The organism is Flavobacterium commune (assembly GCF_001857965.1).
Classification (GTDB): domain Bacteria; phylum Bacteroidota; class Bacteroidia; order Flavobacteriales; family Flavobacteriaceae; genus Flavobacterium; species Flavobacterium commune.
This window is the reverse complement of the sequence record NZ_CP017774.1, coordinates 2,982,045-2,998,841: the sequence shown is the minus strand read 5'-3', so window position 1 is coordinate 2,998,841 and position 16,797 is coordinate 2,982,045. Positions and strand designations below refer to the sequence as shown.

Sequence of the window (16,797 nt, the reverse complement as noted above, 5' to 3'; positions counted from 1 at the left end):
TAAAACAAGATGTTAATAATTACATAATTTAGAATCCATTTCTTTAACTCTGGCATAATCCAACTCATCAAAGTGGTTAACAACATAATCCGCCAATGATAAATCCTGATTTTTAGAATGCAAACTATTGTAACCTATACACAAAATCCCTGCCGCTTTTCCTGCAATAATTCCATTAGTACTGTCTTCAATTATAATACAATTCTCTTTTGGAGCTATGGACAAGCTCGCAGCGTGCTCAAAAATAGCCGGATGTGGTTTTGATTTTGGAAAATCTTCTCCACTTACCTTATGTGTAAAATATTGATGCAAATCAAAACGATTAAAAATACGCTCGATAGTAACTTTTGAAGCAGAAGAAGCTAAGATTAACTGCACCCCATTTTGATGTAAATCCTCAATTAAATTGCGAACTCCAGCCAATAATTCCAAATCTTTTTTAGTATCAAAAGCATCATTAAAAATACTTCTTTTTCTTTGAATCAAATCTTCAACTTCGTTTTCAAGTTTGAAAATATCTTTTAACTTTTGGAAAATATTTCGAGTAGAATTTCCCGTAAAAGAAGTGTATAATTCTTCACTTACTTCAATGTTTAATTCGGCAAATTGTTTGTAATAAGCATAACGGTGTACCGGTTCAGTATCTACGATTACACCGTCCATATCAAAAATTACTGTTTGTATCATCTTTTTTAGTTTGTTGTTTTTAGTTTATTGTTTTTAGTTTATTGTTTTTAGTTTTTTTCTATACCCTAATTCCAGCTTACCGCTTCCTACTTCTCACTTTTAAGAATATAACGAATTACGGTTTCGGCTGCATGCAAACCAAATAAACACGGCATATAACTGTTCGTTCCATAAAAAGATTTTTTAAAGTTAGTTCCATCCGTTCTTTTCACACTGCCTTCGTCTGGTTTTTCGACAGAAAATACCGCTTTTACTCCACGGCTCACTCCCATTTTCTTAAGACGTTTTCGAACCACTTTGGCTAACGGACAAACATCGGTTTTACTAATATCTTTTACAACCACTTTACCAGCTTGCATCTTTCCACCGGCTCCCATGTTTGAAATAATTTTGACTCCTTTTTTCTTAGCACCTACAATCAGGTTCAATTTTGGAGTAATACTGTCAATACAATCTAAAACGTAATCAAAATCGGGAGTTACAATTTCGAAAGCACGTTCCGGAGACAAAAATTCCTGTACGCGGGTCAATTGCAATTCAGGATTAATATCCATCAACCGATCCCCAACAATGGTAATTTTAGGTTCTCCTACCGTTGAATGTAATGCTGGCAATTGTCTGTTAATATTGGTAATATCCACCACATCACCATCAACAATAGTCATTTTGCCCACTCCTGCTCTTGCTAAAAATTCAGCCGCAAAAGAGCCCACACCACCTAATCCTACCACAAGAACGTGTGCATTTTGTAATTTTTCTAATCCTTCTTTTCTAAATAATAATTCCGCTCTTTCTGTCCATTCAGCCATAATAAAGTATTCGTTAATTTGGTAATTTATTTATTAAAAACGGTATTGAAATTATTCGAAATAATTTGCTGCAATCCCGTTACAGTTATTTTTTTATATTTTGCTGCCAAGGCATACACTTCTTCGATAGTGTAATCCGAAGTATCGGTTTCCAGAAAAACCCGATTCTCAGGAATACTGTTAAAAACCGATTCCAATTCGGGATTCATCAGTAAATATTTTCCAAAGGAAAGATAAAATCCATTATCTAAAAGTTGTTTTGCCAATTGTTGATTTTTAGAAAAACCATGAATTACAATGGGAACGGTTATTTGTAATTGATTCTTGATTTCTACCAATTCCTGAAAAGCAGCCACACAATGAATCACCACCGGTTTCTTGTATTTTTCGGCCAAAAGCAGTTGTTTTTCAAAAACGGCTTTTTGTAAATCCATCGAAATTTCGATGCGTTTGTCCAATCCGCATTCGCCCAGCGCGAGACAATTTTGCAAAGGCAATTTACTTTCAATAATCGCTAAATCACTGTGAATTCTGGCTTCAACAATATGCCAGGGATGAATTCCTATCGAATAATTAGTAATCGAATCATCAAATTCCCAAGGATATTGATTGACTAATTCCAGGATAGCTTCCTGATTTTTAAACTGATGTGTATGTAGATTGAAATACTGCATTAATCGTGAAATTTCTTTACACCGGCACGAATAGCAACTTTTAAATCATTCTCCAAAGGTACTTTAGGACAAGAATAACGGTAATTATAAGCACAATAGGGATTGTATGAAGTATTAAAATCAATGGCGATGGTATTGCCTTTTGGGATTTTTAAATCAATGTATTTCCCGCCTATGTAACTTTCTTTTCCAGATGTTTTATCAAAAAAAGGTAAAAACAAATCGTCCTTGTATTCTGGATTTCTAGCCGAAACCACATCCTGATAAAGATTCAGTTTGCATTTTTGCCCGTCGATTTCAAAATGTACTTCACCATATTTCACATAAACAGGCGTTCTGTTTGTAGTGGTTTTCATTTGGAATGGCTTCTCTTTTGAAGTTCTCACAAAATGAGCGTTAACAAAAAACTTTTTATTGACAGGATAGAAATCTAAACCTTTAAATCCCCTTAAATCTTCAACTTCCAACGGACTCGTTTTCGGGTCAGCATATTCTTTATTCAGTTCTTGTTGGTACTTTTTGGCAGCAGCCGCATCAAATTTTTTCTGGCTAAAGCCAAAACTACATTGAACTAAAAAAACAAATAACAGAATAAACCTCATCTTCAAAATTTTATGCAAAAATAGCTTAAAAGTTAGAAAGCCACAAAACGGTTTAACAATCCTTTTTTCAGAAACGAAATCATTCCCTTGTTTAATAAACTAATAAGTAACCGCAGCAAAAATATCGTAACCATTTAATTTGTCTCGACCATTTAGAAAAGTCAATTCCATCAGGAAATTTAGCTGTACTATTTCACCACCTAGCTTTTCTACCAATTCACAAACCGCCTTAGCCGTTCCTCCTGTAGCCAGCACATCATCGTGAATCAATACTTTATCTCCTTTTTGAATGGCATCTTTATGGATTTCTAAAGTATCCGTTCCGTATTCCAAATCGTAAGAAGCCGAAATGGTTTCATACGGCAATTTATTTGGCTTTCTAACGGGTACAAAACCAGCATTTAATTCCTGTGCCAATAACATTCCAAACAAAAAACCTCTGCTTTCAGCTCCCACAACCTTATTTATTTTTTGTCCTTTCAAGGATTCCGCCAAAATTTTAAGACATTCCTTAGTCGCATCAGCATCATTTAACAGTGGAGTTATATCTTTAAACAAAATTCCTTCTTTTGGAAAACCCTGAATATCACGGATGTAATTTTCTAACTTCATTTTTTTTAGTATTTATTGAAATTTATGCTTGCAAGTTACACATTTATCCCTATATTTGCACCCGCAATCACGCTTACAAAGCGACTGCAAAATGGCCTCGTGGCGCAACTGAATAGCGCATCTGATTACGGCTCAGAAGGTTACTGGTTTGAATCCAGTCGAGGTCACAAATGAAATCCTTAAACATACTGTAAGTCAGTAGTTTAAGGATTTTTTTTTATTTTATGGAATGGAATTTTAATTATTAAATTCCATTAATTGATCCTTTTTTTCAAAAAGCTTTTTTCGATGGTTTACTCCTCAATCTTGCAACACTTGAAAATATGAAACCATTGGTATTTTGCAGCGCATCAGTATCGAAGAAAAAAATTAATTTAAAAACTCGCACTAACTAAACACTACAAAATAATTATTTTACTCGCATATTTCATGCTTGTCTTTATTCATTGTCTGCTCATTCTGATTCTTTTACAACCTTTCAATTATTGGTTTCTCGAAGTTTATCCATTTCGCATATCCTTTGTCATTTAAATGAATACCGTCTTTTGTCAATTCAGCAGGCAATTCACCTTGTGCATCCACAAATTGTGAATATAGATCAATGACCTCATAACAACCTTTAGCTTCATTTTTTTTTATTATTTTATTTACCGTAAGAATATCTTCTTTAATATATTCCCTTCTACTAGGTAAAAGTGTACGCACATAAATCTTTGTAACCGGCGATTTGCGATGAATTTTTTTTGCAATTTTCAATATATTTTCCCCAATATACTCGGGTGATGGAACAACTTTATCATACTTTAAAGCACGATTGTCTTCATTGTGATGTAAGCTAAACAGGTCATTAATTCCAATAAGAATAAATACCGCTTTTGGTTTGAAATAAATAATTTCATCTAAACGTTTTAATACACCATCGGTAACATCTCCGGCAATTCCACGGTTCCGAATATGATCTATCCCAAATCTTACACTCCAATCCTTTCCTCCTTCTGTAATGCTATTGCCAATAAACACAATTTCTCCAAACTCCAGCGGTTCCTTTTTAAACTCTTGAATACGTTTTGGGTAATATTTTTGTGTCCAATCGTTATGATAAAGAGATACGCTCTTTTTTGTTGGATATAATTTTGACAATTTCTCTGTTGCAAGCGGTAATGATTGTCCAAGAGTACTGCAGCTCAATGCAATCAAAAATAAGACTTGAAATAATTTCTTCATAGTTTTTGGTAATTCTATTTTTAACAGAATAACAATTGATGACTTGGAGTCCTGAATAACTTTTAAAAAGAGCCAAAATACAAATATTTCCTTATAGAATTGTTGGTTTTTATAACTCAAACCAAAACTATTTTGGATTTCATAATCTAGTGAAAAAAATATTTTTACAAAAAAAATGAACGTTGTTCAAAAAATATACATACATTTGCAAAAGAATTTATTAGTTATGAGTGTAGCAGATAGAAAAGCAAGAGAAAAAGAAGCATTAAGAAGCCTTATTCTAAAAGGAGCAAAAAAGCTTTTTTTGGAAAAAGGAATTGAACAAACGACTATTAGAAACATTGCCGATGAAATAGATTATAGCGTTGGTACTGTATATGTCTATTTTAAAGATAAAAATGCGATTTTACATGACCTCCATTCCATAGGATTTCAGGAATTAGGCGGATACTTTAAGGAATTGTTTAGTATAGAAAACCCAATGGAACGACTTCGAAAAATGGGATTTATCTATATCAAATTTGCACTGGAAAATCAAGAAATGTATGATTTGATGTTTAATGTTAAAGCACCTATGGAATTTTTGGAAAACTCCAATAATGACGATTGGGACGAGGGAGCAGTCACGTTTGGTCACGTTAAGCAAACAATTAAAGAATGCATCGATAAAGGGCATTTCGTAGGACATAATGTAGAACCCCTTTCGTTTATGGTATGGAGTTTAGTACACGGTATGTGCTGTCTCCAAATTCGTCAGAGAATCACAGGTGTAAAATTTTCTAATCCCGATACAATTCTGTTTGACGGGTACAATGAATATTTAAAAATAATAGAAAAATTATAATATTTTTTTTGCTAAAAAAATGAACAACGTTCAATTAATAAACAATGTATAAAATGATAAACAAAACACTAACTCTGATACTGGTCTTGCTTGGATATCTAGGATATTCACAAAGTAAGCTTGACGGCTATATTGAAGTCGCACTAAAAAATAATGAAGTAATAAAGCAACATAACTTTGATATCAACAAAAGTATGTGGGCCTTAAAGGAAGCACGTTCCTTGTTCTACCCTACCGTTTCCTTAAATGGAAGTTATACCAAGGCAGAAGGCGGAAGAACAATTAACATTCCTATAGGTGATATGCTAAATCCGGTATATAACACCTTGAATCAAATTACAAATTCCAATGCTTTTCCAACTTTAGAAAATCAGTCTGTACTTATTAATCCAGATAATTTCTATGATGCAAAAATTCATACTACAATGCCTTTACTGAATTTTGAAATTATCTATAATAAAAGGATTAAAACCCAGCAAACGACTTTACAAAAAATAGAATTGGAAATCTACCAACGAGAATTGATTAAGGATATAAAAATTGCCTATTACAAATATTTACAATCGTTAGAGGGAATTAAAATATACGAAGATGCTTTGGCACTGGTTACCGAAAACCAAAGGGTCAACCATTCCTTATTTAAGAATGACAAAATAAACCGTACAGCAGTCTTACGAAGTGATAATGAAGTCATTCGTATTTCAGCCAATTTAGAAACTGCAAAACAAGTTAGCAACAATGCCAGAGCCTATTTTAATTTCCTGCTCAACCAAAAACTCGATACACAAATCATGATTGATGAAAATAATAAAAACCTTCCTAGTGCATTGGTCGAAGGAAATACAGAGAACAGAGAAGAATTAAAAAAATTGGAACAAGTAAAAGAATTAAACGAGAACATTAGTAAACTCACAAAATCACATTGGTTTCCAACTTTAAGCGGTTTTGCCGATTTTGGTATTCAGGATTTTGATTTTGATGTGAACAAAGATTCACGCTATTATTTTGCTGGTTTAGGTTTAGAATGGAACATCTTTTCAGGGAACAAAAACAAATACAAACTCAAACAAGTTGAACAGGATACAAAAAAAATCAGTTCACAGATTGACAATGTAAAGCAACAATTATTGCTTCAGTTTCAGGTTACGCAAAATAATTTAAAATCGGCTTTAGAGCAATTCCATGCTGATAAAAATCAAAAAGAATCAGCAAAAAAATACAATGATGATATAACTAAGCTTTACAAAGAAGGACAGGCTATCTACATTGAACTTCTGGATGCACAAAACCAATGGGTAAATGCCCAGCTCAATGCAAATATCTCTCTTTATAATTCCTGGATCGCTTTCGCAGAAATGGAAAGAGCCAATGCCACTTTTACTTTTAATTAAATCAAAACATAAAATTATGAAATCAACAACAATAATAATCTCTCTATTGACTTTTCCGCTTTTTTTCTCATGTAAAGACGAAAAAAAAGAAAACAATCCATTTGAATCAGCTGATATTATTTCAGTAAAAACGGCATCAGTTGAATCATTAGCATTTACCAACAATATAAGTGTTTCAGGCTTAATAACTACAGAAAACCAAGCTAATTACGGTTTTAAAATTGGTGGCGTAGTAAGTCGCATTTATGTAGAGGAAGGTCAGTTTTTCAAAAAAGGGCAACTCTTAGCAACTTTAGATGAAACAGAAATCGGTGCAGGATTAAATCAAACCGATCTAAATGTAAAAAAATACGAGCGTGATTATACACGAGCCTTAAATCTGTATAAAGACAGTGTTTATACTTTAGAACAATTACAAAATACGAAAACAGGTCTTGACATTGCTAAAAAACAGAAAAATGCTGTGGCTTTCAATGCTCGTTACGCAAAAATATTTGCAACTGCTGATGGTTTTGTAGCAAGAAAAATAGCCAATGTAGGAGAAATTGTTGGTGCTGGTTCTCCTGTTCTAGCGATAAATGAAACAACCCAAAACAACAATTATTTACTAAAAATCGGAGTAACAGACCAAGAATGGGCATCTGTAAAAACAGGTCAGAAAGCTATCGTAAAACTTGATGGCTATCCAGAAAAGAATTTTGAAGCAACCGTATTTAGAAAATCTCAATCTGCTGATGCTGCCTTAGGTTCTTTTCAGGTAGAGTTAAAACTCAAAATGGGAAATATAAAACCAGCTGTAGGTATGTTTGGAAAAGCTGATATTCAAACCAATAAAGCACAAGATCTTATCGTAATTCCATACAATTCACTTATAGAAGCTGACGGAAACAAAGCCTTTGTATTTATCGTAAAGAATAACAAGGTGAAAAGACAGTCGGTTACAATAAATAAGTTTGAAAATAATAAAGTATTCATAAAAGATGGTCTTCAAAAAACGGATCAAATAGTTATTTCTAACAGCGCTTATTTAAACGAACAATCTACAATCAAAATAATTAAATAACAACGTCATGAAGATAACAAACTTTTCAGTTAAGAATTATCAGTTTACACTGATTCTAGCGCTGTTAGTCGCTGTAGTAGGTGTTCTTACCTTATTTACGATGCCACGTGCAGAAGATCCATCAACGCATCCACCACAATATTTGATTACGGTTATTTATCCCGGTACCAGTCCAAAAGATATGGAGGAACAAGTTGTAAAACCTATTGAGAATAAGATTTACAGCTTAGAAAACATCGAAAAAATACTGACAACTGTAGAAGATGGTGTAGCCGCTTTTCAGGTAAAGTTCAAATACGGAGTTGATGTTGATAATAAATATCAGGAAATCGCTACCGAAATGAATGCACTGAAAAGCAGTGAACTTCCAAAAGATATTTATCAGATCAAAACGGAGAAAATTTCGTCTTCAGATGTAAAAATTCTTCAGGTAGCTTTGGTTTCTGAAAATGCATCCGACAAAAAGCTACGAGATGAAGCAGATAAACTAAAAGCAAAAATTGAAAAAATAACCAATCTAAAAGATGTAAAATACTCTGGAATTCCGGAACAGGAAATTCGTGTGGATTTGAACTTGGAAAAATTGGCTCAATTAAGAATCCCATTGAATATAGTAATGGGAAGTTTACAAAGTGAAGCTGCTGATATTCCGGGTGGAAGCATTGATTTGGACACCAAAATATTCAATGTAAAAACAAGCGGAAAATTCAAAAATGCAGATGATGTAGCCAATACGGTTATTTACAATGCCAATGGAAAAATCATCTATATGAAAGATGTAGCGGAAGTAAGTTATAAATCTGAAGTAGCTTATCACATTACAAGAATTAATGGATACCGATGCGTTTTAGTTACTGCCGGAATGAAAGACAATGTAAATATTAGTGATGTTCAGAAAGAATATTTACCAATAGTTGACGAATTCTCTAAAGACTTACCTGCTAACATCAAACTAATAAAAAACTTTGATCAAGCCGATATGGTATCTAAGCGTTTAGGACATTTAGGTTTTGATTTTGGATTGGCCATTCTTCTGGTTGTCATCACATTAGTACCGTTAGGATTAAGAGCATCTGGTATAGTAATGATTTCCATACCGTTATCATTAGCTTTGGGATTAATTGCAATGAATGCTTTAGGCTATTCTTTAAACCAGTTAAGTATTGTTGGATTAGTGGTTGCTTTAGGATTATTAGTCGATGATAGTATTGTAGTTGTAGAAAATATAGAACGTTGGCTTCGTGAAGGGCATTCTAAAATGGATGCCGTTTTAAAGGGTACAAAGCAAATAGGTGTTGCTGTTGTAGGTACTACGGCTACTTTGGTTATAGCCTTTGTACCACTGGCTTTTCTTCCAGATATGGCAGGTGAATTCATCAGAAGTTTACCTATGGCTGTAATCACCAGTGTATTGGCTTCTATGCTTGTGGCTTTAACATTGGTTCCGTTTTTGGGCAGTCGATTTTTAAAAACACACGAACACGAAGGAGGAAACATATTTCTTCAGTACTTGCAAAAATTCCTCACGAATTCGTACAAAAATATCATGCCTAAAGCACTAAAATTTCCAAAAACTACGATTGCCATTTCAATATTTTTAAGTGTAATCGCTTTTGGATTGTTTTCGGTAGCTGGATTTAAGTTATTCCCAACTTCAGAAAAACCAATGTTTCTTATTAATATAAAAATGCCACTTCAAGCCAATATTTCGGAAAGTGACAGAGTAACAAAAATTGTAGAAGCTGAGTTAAAAAAACATAAAGAAATTGTGTATTTCACCTCAAACGTTGGACACGGAAATCCTCAAATTTACTACAACGTACACCCTCAGGACAGAAAATCTGATTTTGCTCAAATTTTCGTTCAATTGGAAGACGAAGCAAAACCTAAAGACAAAACCATTCTGATTGAAAAACTACGTGAAAAATTTAAAACGATGCCTTATGCTAAAGTGGAAGTAAAGGATTTTGAACAAGGGCCACCTTTGGAAGCCAATATCGTAGTACGATTATTTGGCGAAGATCAAGAAGTTTTACGTAAATTATCTTCTCAGGTAGAGACTATTTTAAGAAATCAAGAAGGAACGGTTTACATCAACAATGAATTAAACACCTATAAAACGGATGTTAAAGTAAAAATTAATAAAGAAAAAGCAAGAACATTAGGAGTACTAACGAGTGAAATTGACAAAGTAATTCGTCTTGCCGTTGCTGGTTTAACTGTTGGCGATTATATAGATGACCGAGGTGATGCCAGAAACGTTACTATTACTTTACCTAGGGATAAGTTTTCAAATCTTGATGCACTGAAAAATTTATATGTAAACAATGTCCAGGGAACACCAATTGCTCTAAATCAAATTGCAACAATAACTTTTGAAACAGCACCAACAGCAATAAACCACTTTAACAAATCACGTTTTTCAAAAGTTAGTGCAATGACAAAAGAAGGTTATTTAGCAAATGATTTGTTGGTAGACATTATACCAAAACTGGATAAACTTGAAATGCCAAAAGGATATTATTACAAACTATCTGGAGAAAAAGAATCGGAAGGAGATTCCTTGGGAGGTAATTTTCTTGCTGTAATTATATTGAGTACGTTTTTATTCATCGCTGTTTTATTACTACAATTCAAAACATTTAAAGGAATCATCATTGTGATGTCTATTATTCCGTTAGGAGTTCTTGGAGGTGTCATATTCTTAATAGCATCAGGAAATCCTATGTCACTGGTTTCTATTATCGGCTTCATCGGATTGTCTGGAATTCAAGTAAAAAACTCCCTTCTTCTGGTTGATTTTACAAATCAATTAAGACAAGAAGGAAAATCCATTGACGAAGCTATTGCTATCGCTGGTGAAACTCGTTTCCTTCCAGTGGTTCTAACATCAGTTACCGCAATCTGTGGTTTAATTCCTTTAGCATTAAATTCTAATCCTCAAATATCTCCGCTGGCAATTGTATTGATTGGTGGGCTTATAAGTTCAACAATTTTGGCAAGAATTGTAACACCGGTAATGTATAAACTGATACCACCAACAATTGAGATTGATAATAACTAACAAAATATAAAACATTTAATAAATTCAAGATGAAAAAAACAATTTTAATAACAGGTGCATCATCAGGCTTTGGCTTGATGTTGGCAAACAAATTACACGAACAAGGATATAATGTAATTGGTACAAGTCGAAACCCTGAAAAAATACAAACCCCTTTTAAAATGCTGACTTTGGATATTGATAATGAAACTTCTATCAACCAATTCACCAAAAAGCTTTTTGAAACTTCCAACACATTAGATGTTTTAGTAAACTGTGCAGGTTATATGCTCAATGGAATTGCGGAAGAAACACCAACAGAAATTGCAAAGAAACAATTTGACACAAATTTTTGGGGAACAATAAATGTAACAAACGCTTTATTGCCACATTTTAGAAAACAAAAAAGTGGACAAATTATCACCGTTAGCTCAATTATGGGATTGATTGGTTTACCTAATAATTCTGTTTACGCTGCATCAAAACACGCCTTGGAGGGATACTTTAAATCATTGCGTTTTGAGGTAAGTCAATTCAATGTAAAAGTAAGTATGGTTCAGCCTATGTGGGCGAAAACAAATATTGGTTCTAATATGATTTCGGCAAGTGGAAATATTGCAGAATACAAACAGTATAAGGAACAAGTAAATAAATACATCAAAAATAGTTTGGCAGAAGGAAATGATCCATCTGTAATAGTGAATGCAATTATAAAAATCATTAATACAAAGAATCCAAAATTCCGCAACCTTGTTGGAAAAATGGCAGGGATGATTTTATTCCTTAATAATTATGCCTATTCTATGTTTGAAAATGCAATACATAAAAGTGTAATAACCGCAAAATAAAAGAATTTAAAAAAGTTGAAAATATTTTATTACTACTTTTTAGCAAGATAGCAACATCAATTTCACAAATATATAATTCATTAAAAAATACTATTAAATGAAACAGAAAATAGTTTTTGCTCTCTTAATGGGCATTTTCACAACTGGTATTATTTCTTTCGCACTTATTGCTCTGAACATTGGTTTCTCAGACATTTTTTTTAAAATATGGTTTAAATCATGGCTTCTAGCTTATTTGATGGTGATACCAATTATTTTAATTATTGGTCCAATAATTAAAAAATTAGTAGATAGAATGTTTAGTAATGAATAAAGAAGTCAATCAACTATTTTCTATACTAAATGAGCAATTAACCTTTTGGAGATTTAGAAATAGATAATCGAATAACAAGAAGTGAAATCATAGTAGAAAAATCAAGCCAATTGGTCTAAGTAATAGCAAGTGGTTCAATATTTCAAAATCACGAAGATTTTGTAAAAAAGCTGTCGGAATTCTTAGTTAAAGAACTTTGTTTGTAATTAATCTAAATTAACTTAAAATAAATTTTATATTTGCACTTCTTTGTTAACAACATATAAAATCCTGAATTATGAAATTAAACTTATTCAAAACCGTTTTAGTTACCCTTTTGTTAATTTCAGCACCTGCTGTATTTGCTCACGCCTTATGGATTGAAACTAAAACTACCGGTACTAAAGGAAAACCACAGGAAATCTCGGTATATTTTGGCGAATTTTCAGAAAACGACATCACAAAAGCCGACAAATGGTTTTCGGATTTAAAAGATTTTACACTGACGGTAATCAGTCCGTCTAAAAAAGAAATTAAATTACAATCGACCGCACTGGAAAACAAATATCAGGCTTTCTTTACCCCTGATGAAGATGGCGTTTACACTGTAGTGATGCAGCATACTGTAAAAGATGTTTATGGAACAATGGTACTGGATTACAATTCGAGTGCTAACATCGTAGTCGGAAATAAATTAAATGGTAATTCCGGTACTAACAACACAAACAAAATAGCTGTATTTAGCAAAAACACTACTTCACTAGCAAAAAACACAAAAATTACTGCTGTTGCTCTTTATAACAATGCTATTGCAAAACAACAAAAAGTAAAAGTAATTGCTCCAAATGGCTGGGAAAAAGAATTATGGACAAATGAAAACGGTGAAATTTCGTTTACCCCAATTTGGTCAGGAAATTATATGATTGAATTTTCTCAAACAGAAAAAAAATCCGGAGAACACCACGGTAAGAAATATGACGAAATATGGAAAATGGCAACTTACCAACTGGTTGTAAACTAATCCAAAGTTAATTTTACACAAAAAGGTCTTTAACGCAAATAAGCATTAAAGACCTTTTTTATTTATTATTGTTATTTACTATTGCTTTTAGCCGCTTTTTCAGCCTTAATTTTTTTGGTATAATCGGCATACATTTGACGCCAGTTACGGCCGTTATTGTTTAAATACTGCTCGGCTTGTGTTTTATAAATTTCAAAAATTGCCGAAATCTGCTTCATGCTTTTAAAATCTACAGCCTGTTCACGTGCTTTTTCTAATAATTTTTGAATCTCGGCAGTTTCAGCAGCCGTCATTTGAGGAACAATAGCCTGATAACCTTTCATAGTAAAAGCCACTTTTCCAATGGTGTATTTATCCAAAACCAAAGCTACCTGGTCTTCGCTCAAATCTTTTCTTAAACCGGACATCAAATCCTGATGAATGGTTGATGGCATAGCCGAATCGGCAATAATTTGACGATGCAATTCCGAAAGCGGTTTTCCGTCTAAAGGATTGATTCCGGCCGGAACTGTAGAAGCTGGATGACTATTGTGCCAGTCTTTTATCAGTGAAAGATGTGTTGCAACCACTTGTACTAATCGGTCTTCTTTTGCATCATCCTTCAACGCTAAAGTACTAATCCACTCTTTGGCTTTTTTAACTTCTTCATCCGCTGCCTGAACCGATTGCGCTTTTGCCAAGGTACCCAAAGTAATCAACCCGATAAGCAGTAGTACTTTAATCTTTTTTACTTTCATTTGTAACTATTTTTTAGTTTTAATTAGGAATATAAAATTATGTGTTAAAAACACAATTGCATTAATTATCAAAAAACAAGCCAAAAAGGTTTTTTAAAAATTTATTGGAATAAATTCGGTCATTTGTATCAAAACAATTTTCAATTGCTTATTTTTAACCATCCCTTAAACAAAAAACCTACTCTATGAAAAAACTACTTTTATTTTCTTTTCTTACTCTATCAACCCTAGGCTGGAGCCAAACTGCCGAAAACTATTTTGATCAGGCAATGAAAAAATCAAATGCCGGAAATACCCAAGGTGCAATAGCCGATTATAACAAAGCCATCAAAATGAAACCTGATTTTGTGGTGGCTTATTTAAACCGCGGCATGGAAAAAATAAAACTCAACGATCTTCAGGGAGCATTAACTGATGTGAATAAAACAATAGAAATGCACGATGACAACACCTATGCTTACACAACCAGAGCCAATATTTATTACAAATTAAAAGACTACAAGGCAGCTTTGAACGACTGTAATGTGGCTATCAAATTCAATTCGGGAGATTATATCACTTACAATTTAAGAGGACTTACCTACATTCATCTGGAAGACAAAAAGAGTGCCTGCGCCGATTTTATCAAAGCCCAACAACTGGGAAGCCAGAGCGCAACTAAAAATCTAAAGATGTTTTGCAAATAAAACTCAAAACACAATAGTCTTATAAACTAAAAAAGCGATTTCAAAATTTGAAATCGCTTTTTAGTTATGATTAAAAAATTATTTTTGGGTTAATTTCTTAAGTTCAGTTCCGCCGGGAATTTGCATTTTATCCGTTAAAATAGCAATATCACTCAAACTAAAAACTCCGGTTAACGACATTAAAACAGAACGATTAATTCCGTTAGCATCGTCTTCAATAAACATTAAGAACTCTCTTAATTGATTAGTTCCTGTGCGTTTCACATCTATTGTAACTTGTTTTCCATTCTCGTTTACTTTTTTTAATTCTTCTAAATCAGCAGATTTAATGTAACTATCGGCAACGTCTTTCATTTTTCGGGCAGCCAGAGTATTAGTGGTCGAAAAGACTTTTAAATTTTCTAAATTCTGAATTAATTTCAAATATTGCTGCGTTTCCTTGTCCGAAGGATCTACTTTTACCTTACTCATCAATTCAAACATTTTTTTGTTTACTATTACCGAAACAATTTCTTCTTGCCCATCAAACTGATCAAAAACAGCTTGTCCGTAAAAAAAATTCGAAGCAAAGGCAACTACCAATGTAATCAGTACTTTTTTCATTTTCATATCTTTATATTAAAATTATGTTCTTGTTTACAACTACACTTACCATTTCTATGCCAAAAAAAAATGAACCACTTTTGCATTGGTTACAATCATAGAAAATTCAATTTTAGGTAAAAAACAGTTGTATTTATTCTAAAAAAACGATTTATAAAATTAAAGATAGTATTTTTACGTCAATAGCCCTAATAGTTAACAAATATGAAAAGCCTATTCAACTATTTACTGCTGATATTCATCCCTCTTTTGCTATTACAAAGCTGTCAGGATCAGGATGATGCCCTGGCAATACCGACTGATCTTGATATTCCTAAATTTATTTGGAGAGGAATGAACCAAATGTATTTATGGCAGGCCGAAGTACCTGATTTAGCTAACAAACGATTTTCTTCGAATGCTGAGTATGATTTTTTTTTAAGAAGTTATGCCACTCCGGAAGAACTATTTCAAAATTTACTATTCAAACCTCCCATTCCCGATGATGAATCGGCTGAAGTTGTGGATCAATACAGCTGGATAGTTAGTGATTACCTTACACTGGAACAACAACTGGGCGGAACCTCAAAAAACAATGGAGTAGATTTTGGTTTAAGTACTTTTAATAATAGCGACCAGATTATTGGTTATGTTCGTTATATCATTCCAAATTCGGATGCTGCTGCAAAAGATATCCAGCGGGGCGAGATATTTTATGCTGTCAACGGAATTAGTTTAACCCTGTCCAACTACCGAAGTTTGTTATTTAGTTCAAACGAAAATTATACTTTAAATTTTGCTAATCTCACTTATGACAGCAATAATAATCCTGTGATTACTCCTAATGGAAAATCTCTGGCGTTAACAAAAACAATCCTTGCCGAAAATCCTATTTTTATTAAAAAAGTCATTCCTAGCGGTGCCCATAAAATTGGCTACCTTATGTATAATGGTTTTTTTCCAAGTTATGATTCGAAGTTAAGTGAGGCTTTTGGTTACTTCAAATCAGAGGGAATTACTGATTTAGTCGTTGATTTAAGGTACAATAGCGGAGGTTCTGTCCTTAGTGCAGCACGATTAGCCAGCATGATTACCGGACAATTTAGAGGACAGGTTTTTAGTGAATTAGCTTACAATAAAAAAAAATCATACCTCAACAGAAAATACAATTTCACCAGTACTATCAACGGGACAAGCATCAACAGCCTGAATCTTAACCGAGTTTATGTTTTAACAACAAAAAATACCGCTTCGGCAAGTGAACTCATCATTAACGGACTCGATCCTTATATTAATGTTGTACAAATAGGCGATGCAACTTATGGAAAAAATGTAGCTTCGGTTACACTTTATGATTCTCCGAATATGACAAAAGCCAATGCAAATCCTTCCCACCGCTATGCCATGCAATTAATAGTAGCGCAATCTGTAAATTCAGTAGGTTTTGGTGATTATTTAGATGGCTTAGTTCCTGATTACAAATTAACCGAAAGAATTAGAACCTTAGGGGTACTTGGAGACCCCAGCGAACCACTATTAAGCACTGCAATAGGGAAAATAACAGGAACGGCACGATTTATACCGGCAGAAAAACCAAGCGATAATTTTAAATATATCAATGATTCTAAAACTTTAAGAGGACAAAATCAAATGTATATGGAATAAACAAAAAGTCCCTTCTC

General features: G+C 33.2%; 17 protein-coding genes and 1 tRNA gene. 10 read left to right on the top strand and 8 right to left on the bottom strand.

What is annotated here, in order from left to right; translation table 11 throughout:
- Nucleotides 1-12 precede the first annotated feature (12 nt).
- The 5 genes from BIW12_RS12515 to BIW12_RS12495 all read right to left on the bottom strand — a co-directional run bounded on the left by BIW12_RS12515 (nucleotide 13) and on the right by BIW12_RS12495 (nucleotide 3,384).
- Nucleotides 13-687 carry an HAD family hydrolase gene (locus BIW12_RS12515; protein ID WP_071185422.1) on the bottom strand — a complete coding sequence of 225 codons (675 nt, stop codon included), beginning with the start codon at nucleotides 685-687 and terminating at the stop codon, nucleotides 13-15.
- Between the two features lie 86 nt (nucleotides 688-773).
- The gene (locus BIW12_RS12510; protein ID WP_071185421.1) at nucleotides 774-1,496 is read right to left on the bottom strand and encodes a tRNA threonylcarbamoyladenosine dehydratase; all 723 of its coding nucleotides are present in this window, start codon (nucleotides 1,494-1,496) and stop codon (nucleotides 774-776) included.
- Nucleotides 1,497-1,522: 26 nt separating this feature from the next.
- Nucleotides 1,523-2,170, bottom strand: coding sequence for a TatD family hydrolase (locus BIW12_RS12505; RefSeq protein ID WP_071185420.1), 648 nt, complete (start codon nucleotides 2,168-2,170; stop codon nucleotides 1,523-1,525).
- Complete coding sequence (locus tag BIW12_RS12500) at nucleotides 2,170-2,772, bottom strand: DUF1684 domain-containing protein (protein WP_071185419.1); 603 nt, start codon at nucleotides 2,770-2,772, stop codon at nucleotides 2,170-2,172. Before BIW12_RS12500 ends, BIW12_RS12505 begins: the two co-directional genes overlap by 1 nt.
- 99 nt (nucleotides 2,773-2,871) lie before the next feature.
- Nucleotides 2,872-3,384 (bottom strand): adenine phosphoribosyltransferase, encoded by a 513-nt coding sequence (locus tag BIW12_RS12495; RefSeq protein ID WP_071185418.1) that lies wholly within the window; start codon nucleotides 3,382-3,384, stop codon nucleotides 2,872-2,874.
- A 93-nt stretch (nucleotides 3,385-3,477) separates the two neighbouring features.
- Here BIW12_RS12495 and BIW12_RS12490 point away from each other — a divergent pair.
- Nucleotides 3,478-3,551, top strand: a tRNA-Arg gene (locus BIW12_RS12490).
- A 301-nt stretch (nucleotides 3,552-3,852) separates the two neighbouring features.
- Here the strand turns inward: BIW12_RS12490 and BIW12_RS12485 are convergent.
- Nucleotides 3,853-4,608, bottom strand: a complete 756-nt coding sequence (locus BIW12_RS12485; protein WP_071186396.1) for a GDSL-type esterase/lipase family protein — start codon at nucleotides 4,606-4,608, stop codon at nucleotides 3,853-3,855.
- Nucleotides 4,609-4,783: 175 nt separating this feature from the next.
- On the opposite strand from BIW12_RS12485, the gene BIW12_RS12480 reads away from it, so the two are divergent.
- The 7 genes from BIW12_RS12480 to BIW12_RS12450 all read left to right on the top strand — a co-directional run bounded on the left by BIW12_RS12480 (nucleotide 4,784) and on the right by BIW12_RS12450 (nucleotide 13,110).
- Nucleotides 4,784-5,452, top strand: a complete 669-nt coding sequence (locus tag BIW12_RS12480) for a TetR/AcrR family transcriptional regulator (protein ID WP_232227092.1) — start codon at nucleotides 4,784-4,786, stop codon at nucleotides 5,450-5,452.
- 53 nt (nucleotides 5,453-5,505) lie between these two features.
- On the top strand, nucleotides 5,506-6,843 hold the full coding sequence (locus BIW12_RS12475; RefSeq protein ID WP_071186394.1) for a TolC family protein: 1,338 nt from the start codon (nucleotides 5,506-5,508) through the stop codon (nucleotides 6,841-6,843).
- Between the two features lie 16 nt (nucleotides 6,844-6,859).
- A complete protein-coding gene (locus BIW12_RS12470) occupies nucleotides 6,860-7,906 on the top strand; it encodes an efflux RND transporter periplasmic adaptor subunit (RefSeq protein ID WP_071186392.1) in 1,047 nt (348 codons plus the stop codon).
- 7 nt (nucleotides 7,907-7,913) lie between these two features.
- A complete protein-coding gene (locus BIW12_RS12465; protein ID WP_071185416.1) occupies nucleotides 7,914-10,970 on the top strand; it encodes an efflux RND transporter permease subunit in 3,057 nt (1,018 codons plus the stop codon).
- 29 nt (nucleotides 10,971-10,999) lie between these two features.
- Entirely contained in the window at nucleotides 11,000-11,797 is a 798-nt protein-coding gene (locus BIW12_RS12460) for an SDR family oxidoreductase (RefSeq protein WP_071185415.1), read from the top strand.
- A 97-nt stretch (nucleotides 11,798-11,894) separates the two neighbouring features.
- The gene (locus BIW12_RS12455) at nucleotides 11,895-12,110 is read left to right on the top strand and encodes a DUF2798 domain-containing protein (RefSeq protein WP_071185414.1); all 216 of its coding nucleotides are present in this window, start codon (nucleotides 11,895-11,897) and stop codon (nucleotides 12,108-12,110) included.
- 277 nt (nucleotides 12,111-12,387) lie between these two features.
- Entirely contained in the window at nucleotides 12,388-13,110 is a 723-nt protein-coding gene (locus BIW12_RS12450; RefSeq protein WP_071185413.1) for a hypothetical protein, read from the top strand.
- Between the two features lie 71 nt (nucleotides 13,111-13,181).
- On the opposite strand, the gene BIW12_RS12445 is transcribed toward BIW12_RS12450, so the two are convergent.
- Nucleotides 13,182-13,847, bottom strand: coding sequence for a DUF3826 domain-containing protein (locus BIW12_RS12445; RefSeq protein WP_071185412.1), 666 nt, complete (start codon nucleotides 13,845-13,847; stop codon nucleotides 13,182-13,184).
- Between the two features lie 185 nt (nucleotides 13,848-14,032).
- Here BIW12_RS12445 and BIW12_RS12440 point away from each other — a divergent pair, with 185 nt between their 5' ends.
- Nucleotides 14,033-14,533, top strand: a complete 501-nt coding sequence (locus tag BIW12_RS12440) for a tetratricopeptide repeat protein (RefSeq protein ID WP_071185411.1) — start codon at nucleotides 14,033-14,035, stop codon at nucleotides 14,531-14,533.
- A 78-nt stretch (nucleotides 14,534-14,611) separates the two neighbouring features.
- Here the strand turns inward: BIW12_RS12440 and BIW12_RS12435 are convergent, their stop codons facing one another.
- The gene (locus BIW12_RS12435; protein ID WP_071186390.1) at nucleotides 14,612-15,136 is read right to left on the bottom strand and encodes a DUF4252 domain-containing protein; all 525 of its coding nucleotides are present in this window, start codon (nucleotides 15,134-15,136) and stop codon (nucleotides 14,612-14,614) included.
- A gap of 204 nt (nucleotides 15,137-15,340) precedes the next feature.
- Between BIW12_RS12435 and BIW12_RS12430 the strand changes: the two genes are divergently transcribed.
- Nucleotides 15,341-16,780, top strand: a complete 1,440-nt coding sequence (locus BIW12_RS12430) for a S41 family peptidase (protein WP_071185410.1) — start codon at nucleotides 15,341-15,343, stop codon at nucleotides 16,778-16,780.
- Nucleotides 16,781-16,797 lie beyond the last annotated feature (17 nt).

What these genes read in the sequence shown, in the direction of transcription:
- BIW12_RS12435 (WP_071186390.1), bottom strand. Translation starts at nt 15,136, where the DNA reads ATGAAAAAAGTACTGATTACATTGGTAGTTGCCTTTGCTTCGAATTTT.
- BIW12_RS12505 (WP_071185420.1), bottom strand. Translation starts at nt 2,170, where the DNA reads ATGCAGTATTTCAATCTACATACACATCAGTTTAAAAATCAGGAAGCT.
- BIW12_RS12485 (WP_071186396.1), bottom strand. Translation starts at nt 4,608, where the DNA reads ATGAAGAAATTATTTCAAGTCTTATTTTTGATTGCATTGAGCTGCAGT.
- BIW12_RS12440 (WP_071185411.1), top strand. Translation starts at nt 14,033, where the DNA reads ATGAAAAAACTACTTTTATTTTCTTTTCTTACTCTATCAACCCTAGGC.
- BIW12_RS12510 (WP_071185421.1), bottom strand. Translation starts at nt 1,496, where the DNA reads ATGGCTGAATGGACAGAAAGAGCGGAATTATTATTTAGAAAAGAAGGA.
- BIW12_RS12450 (WP_071185413.1), top strand. Translation starts at nt 12,388, where the DNA reads ATGAAATTAAACTTATTCAAAACCGTTTTAGTTACCCTTTTGTTAATT.
- BIW12_RS12475 (WP_071186394.1), top strand. Translation starts at nt 5,506, where the DNA reads ATGATAAACAAAACACTAACTCTGATACTGGTCTTGCTTGGATATCTA.
- BIW12_RS12500 (WP_071185419.1), bottom strand. Translation starts at nt 2,772, where the DNA reads ATGAGGTTTATTCTGTTATTTGTTTTTTTAGTTCAATGTAGTTTTGGC.
- BIW12_RS12495 (WP_071185418.1), bottom strand. Translation starts at nt 3,384, where the DNA reads ATGAAGTTAGAAAATTACATCCGTGATATTCAGGGTTTTCCAAAAGAA.
- BIW12_RS12515 (WP_071185422.1), bottom strand. Translation starts at nt 687, where the DNA reads ATGATACAAACAGTAATTTTTGATATGGACGGTGTAATCGTAGATACT.
- BIW12_RS12430 (WP_071185410.1), top strand. Translation starts at nt 15,341, where the DNA reads ATGAAAAGCCTATTCAACTATTTACTGCTGATATTCATCCCTCTTTTG.
- BIW12_RS12480 (WP_232227092.1), top strand. Translation starts at nt 4,784, where the DNA reads ATGAACGTTGTTCAAAAAATATACATACATTTGCAAAAGAATTTATTA.
- BIW12_RS12465 (WP_071185416.1), top strand. Translation starts at nt 7,914, where the DNA reads ATGAAGATAACAAACTTTTCAGTTAAGAATTATCAGTTTACACTGATT.
- BIW12_RS12460 (WP_071185415.1), top strand. Translation starts at nt 11,000, where the DNA reads ATGAAAAAAACAATTTTAATAACAGGTGCATCATCAGGCTTTGGCTTG.
- BIW12_RS12445 (WP_071185412.1), bottom strand. Translation starts at nt 13,847, where the DNA reads ATGAAAGTAAAAAAGATTAAAGTACTACTGCTTATCGGGTTGATTACT.
- BIW12_RS12455 (WP_071185414.1), top strand. Translation starts at nt 11,895, where the DNA reads ATGAAACAGAAAATAGTTTTTGCTCTCTTAATGGGCATTTTCACAACT.
- BIW12_RS12470 (WP_071186392.1), top strand. Translation starts at nt 6,860, where the DNA reads ATGAAATCAACAACAATAATAATCTCTCTATTGACTTTTCCGCTTTTT.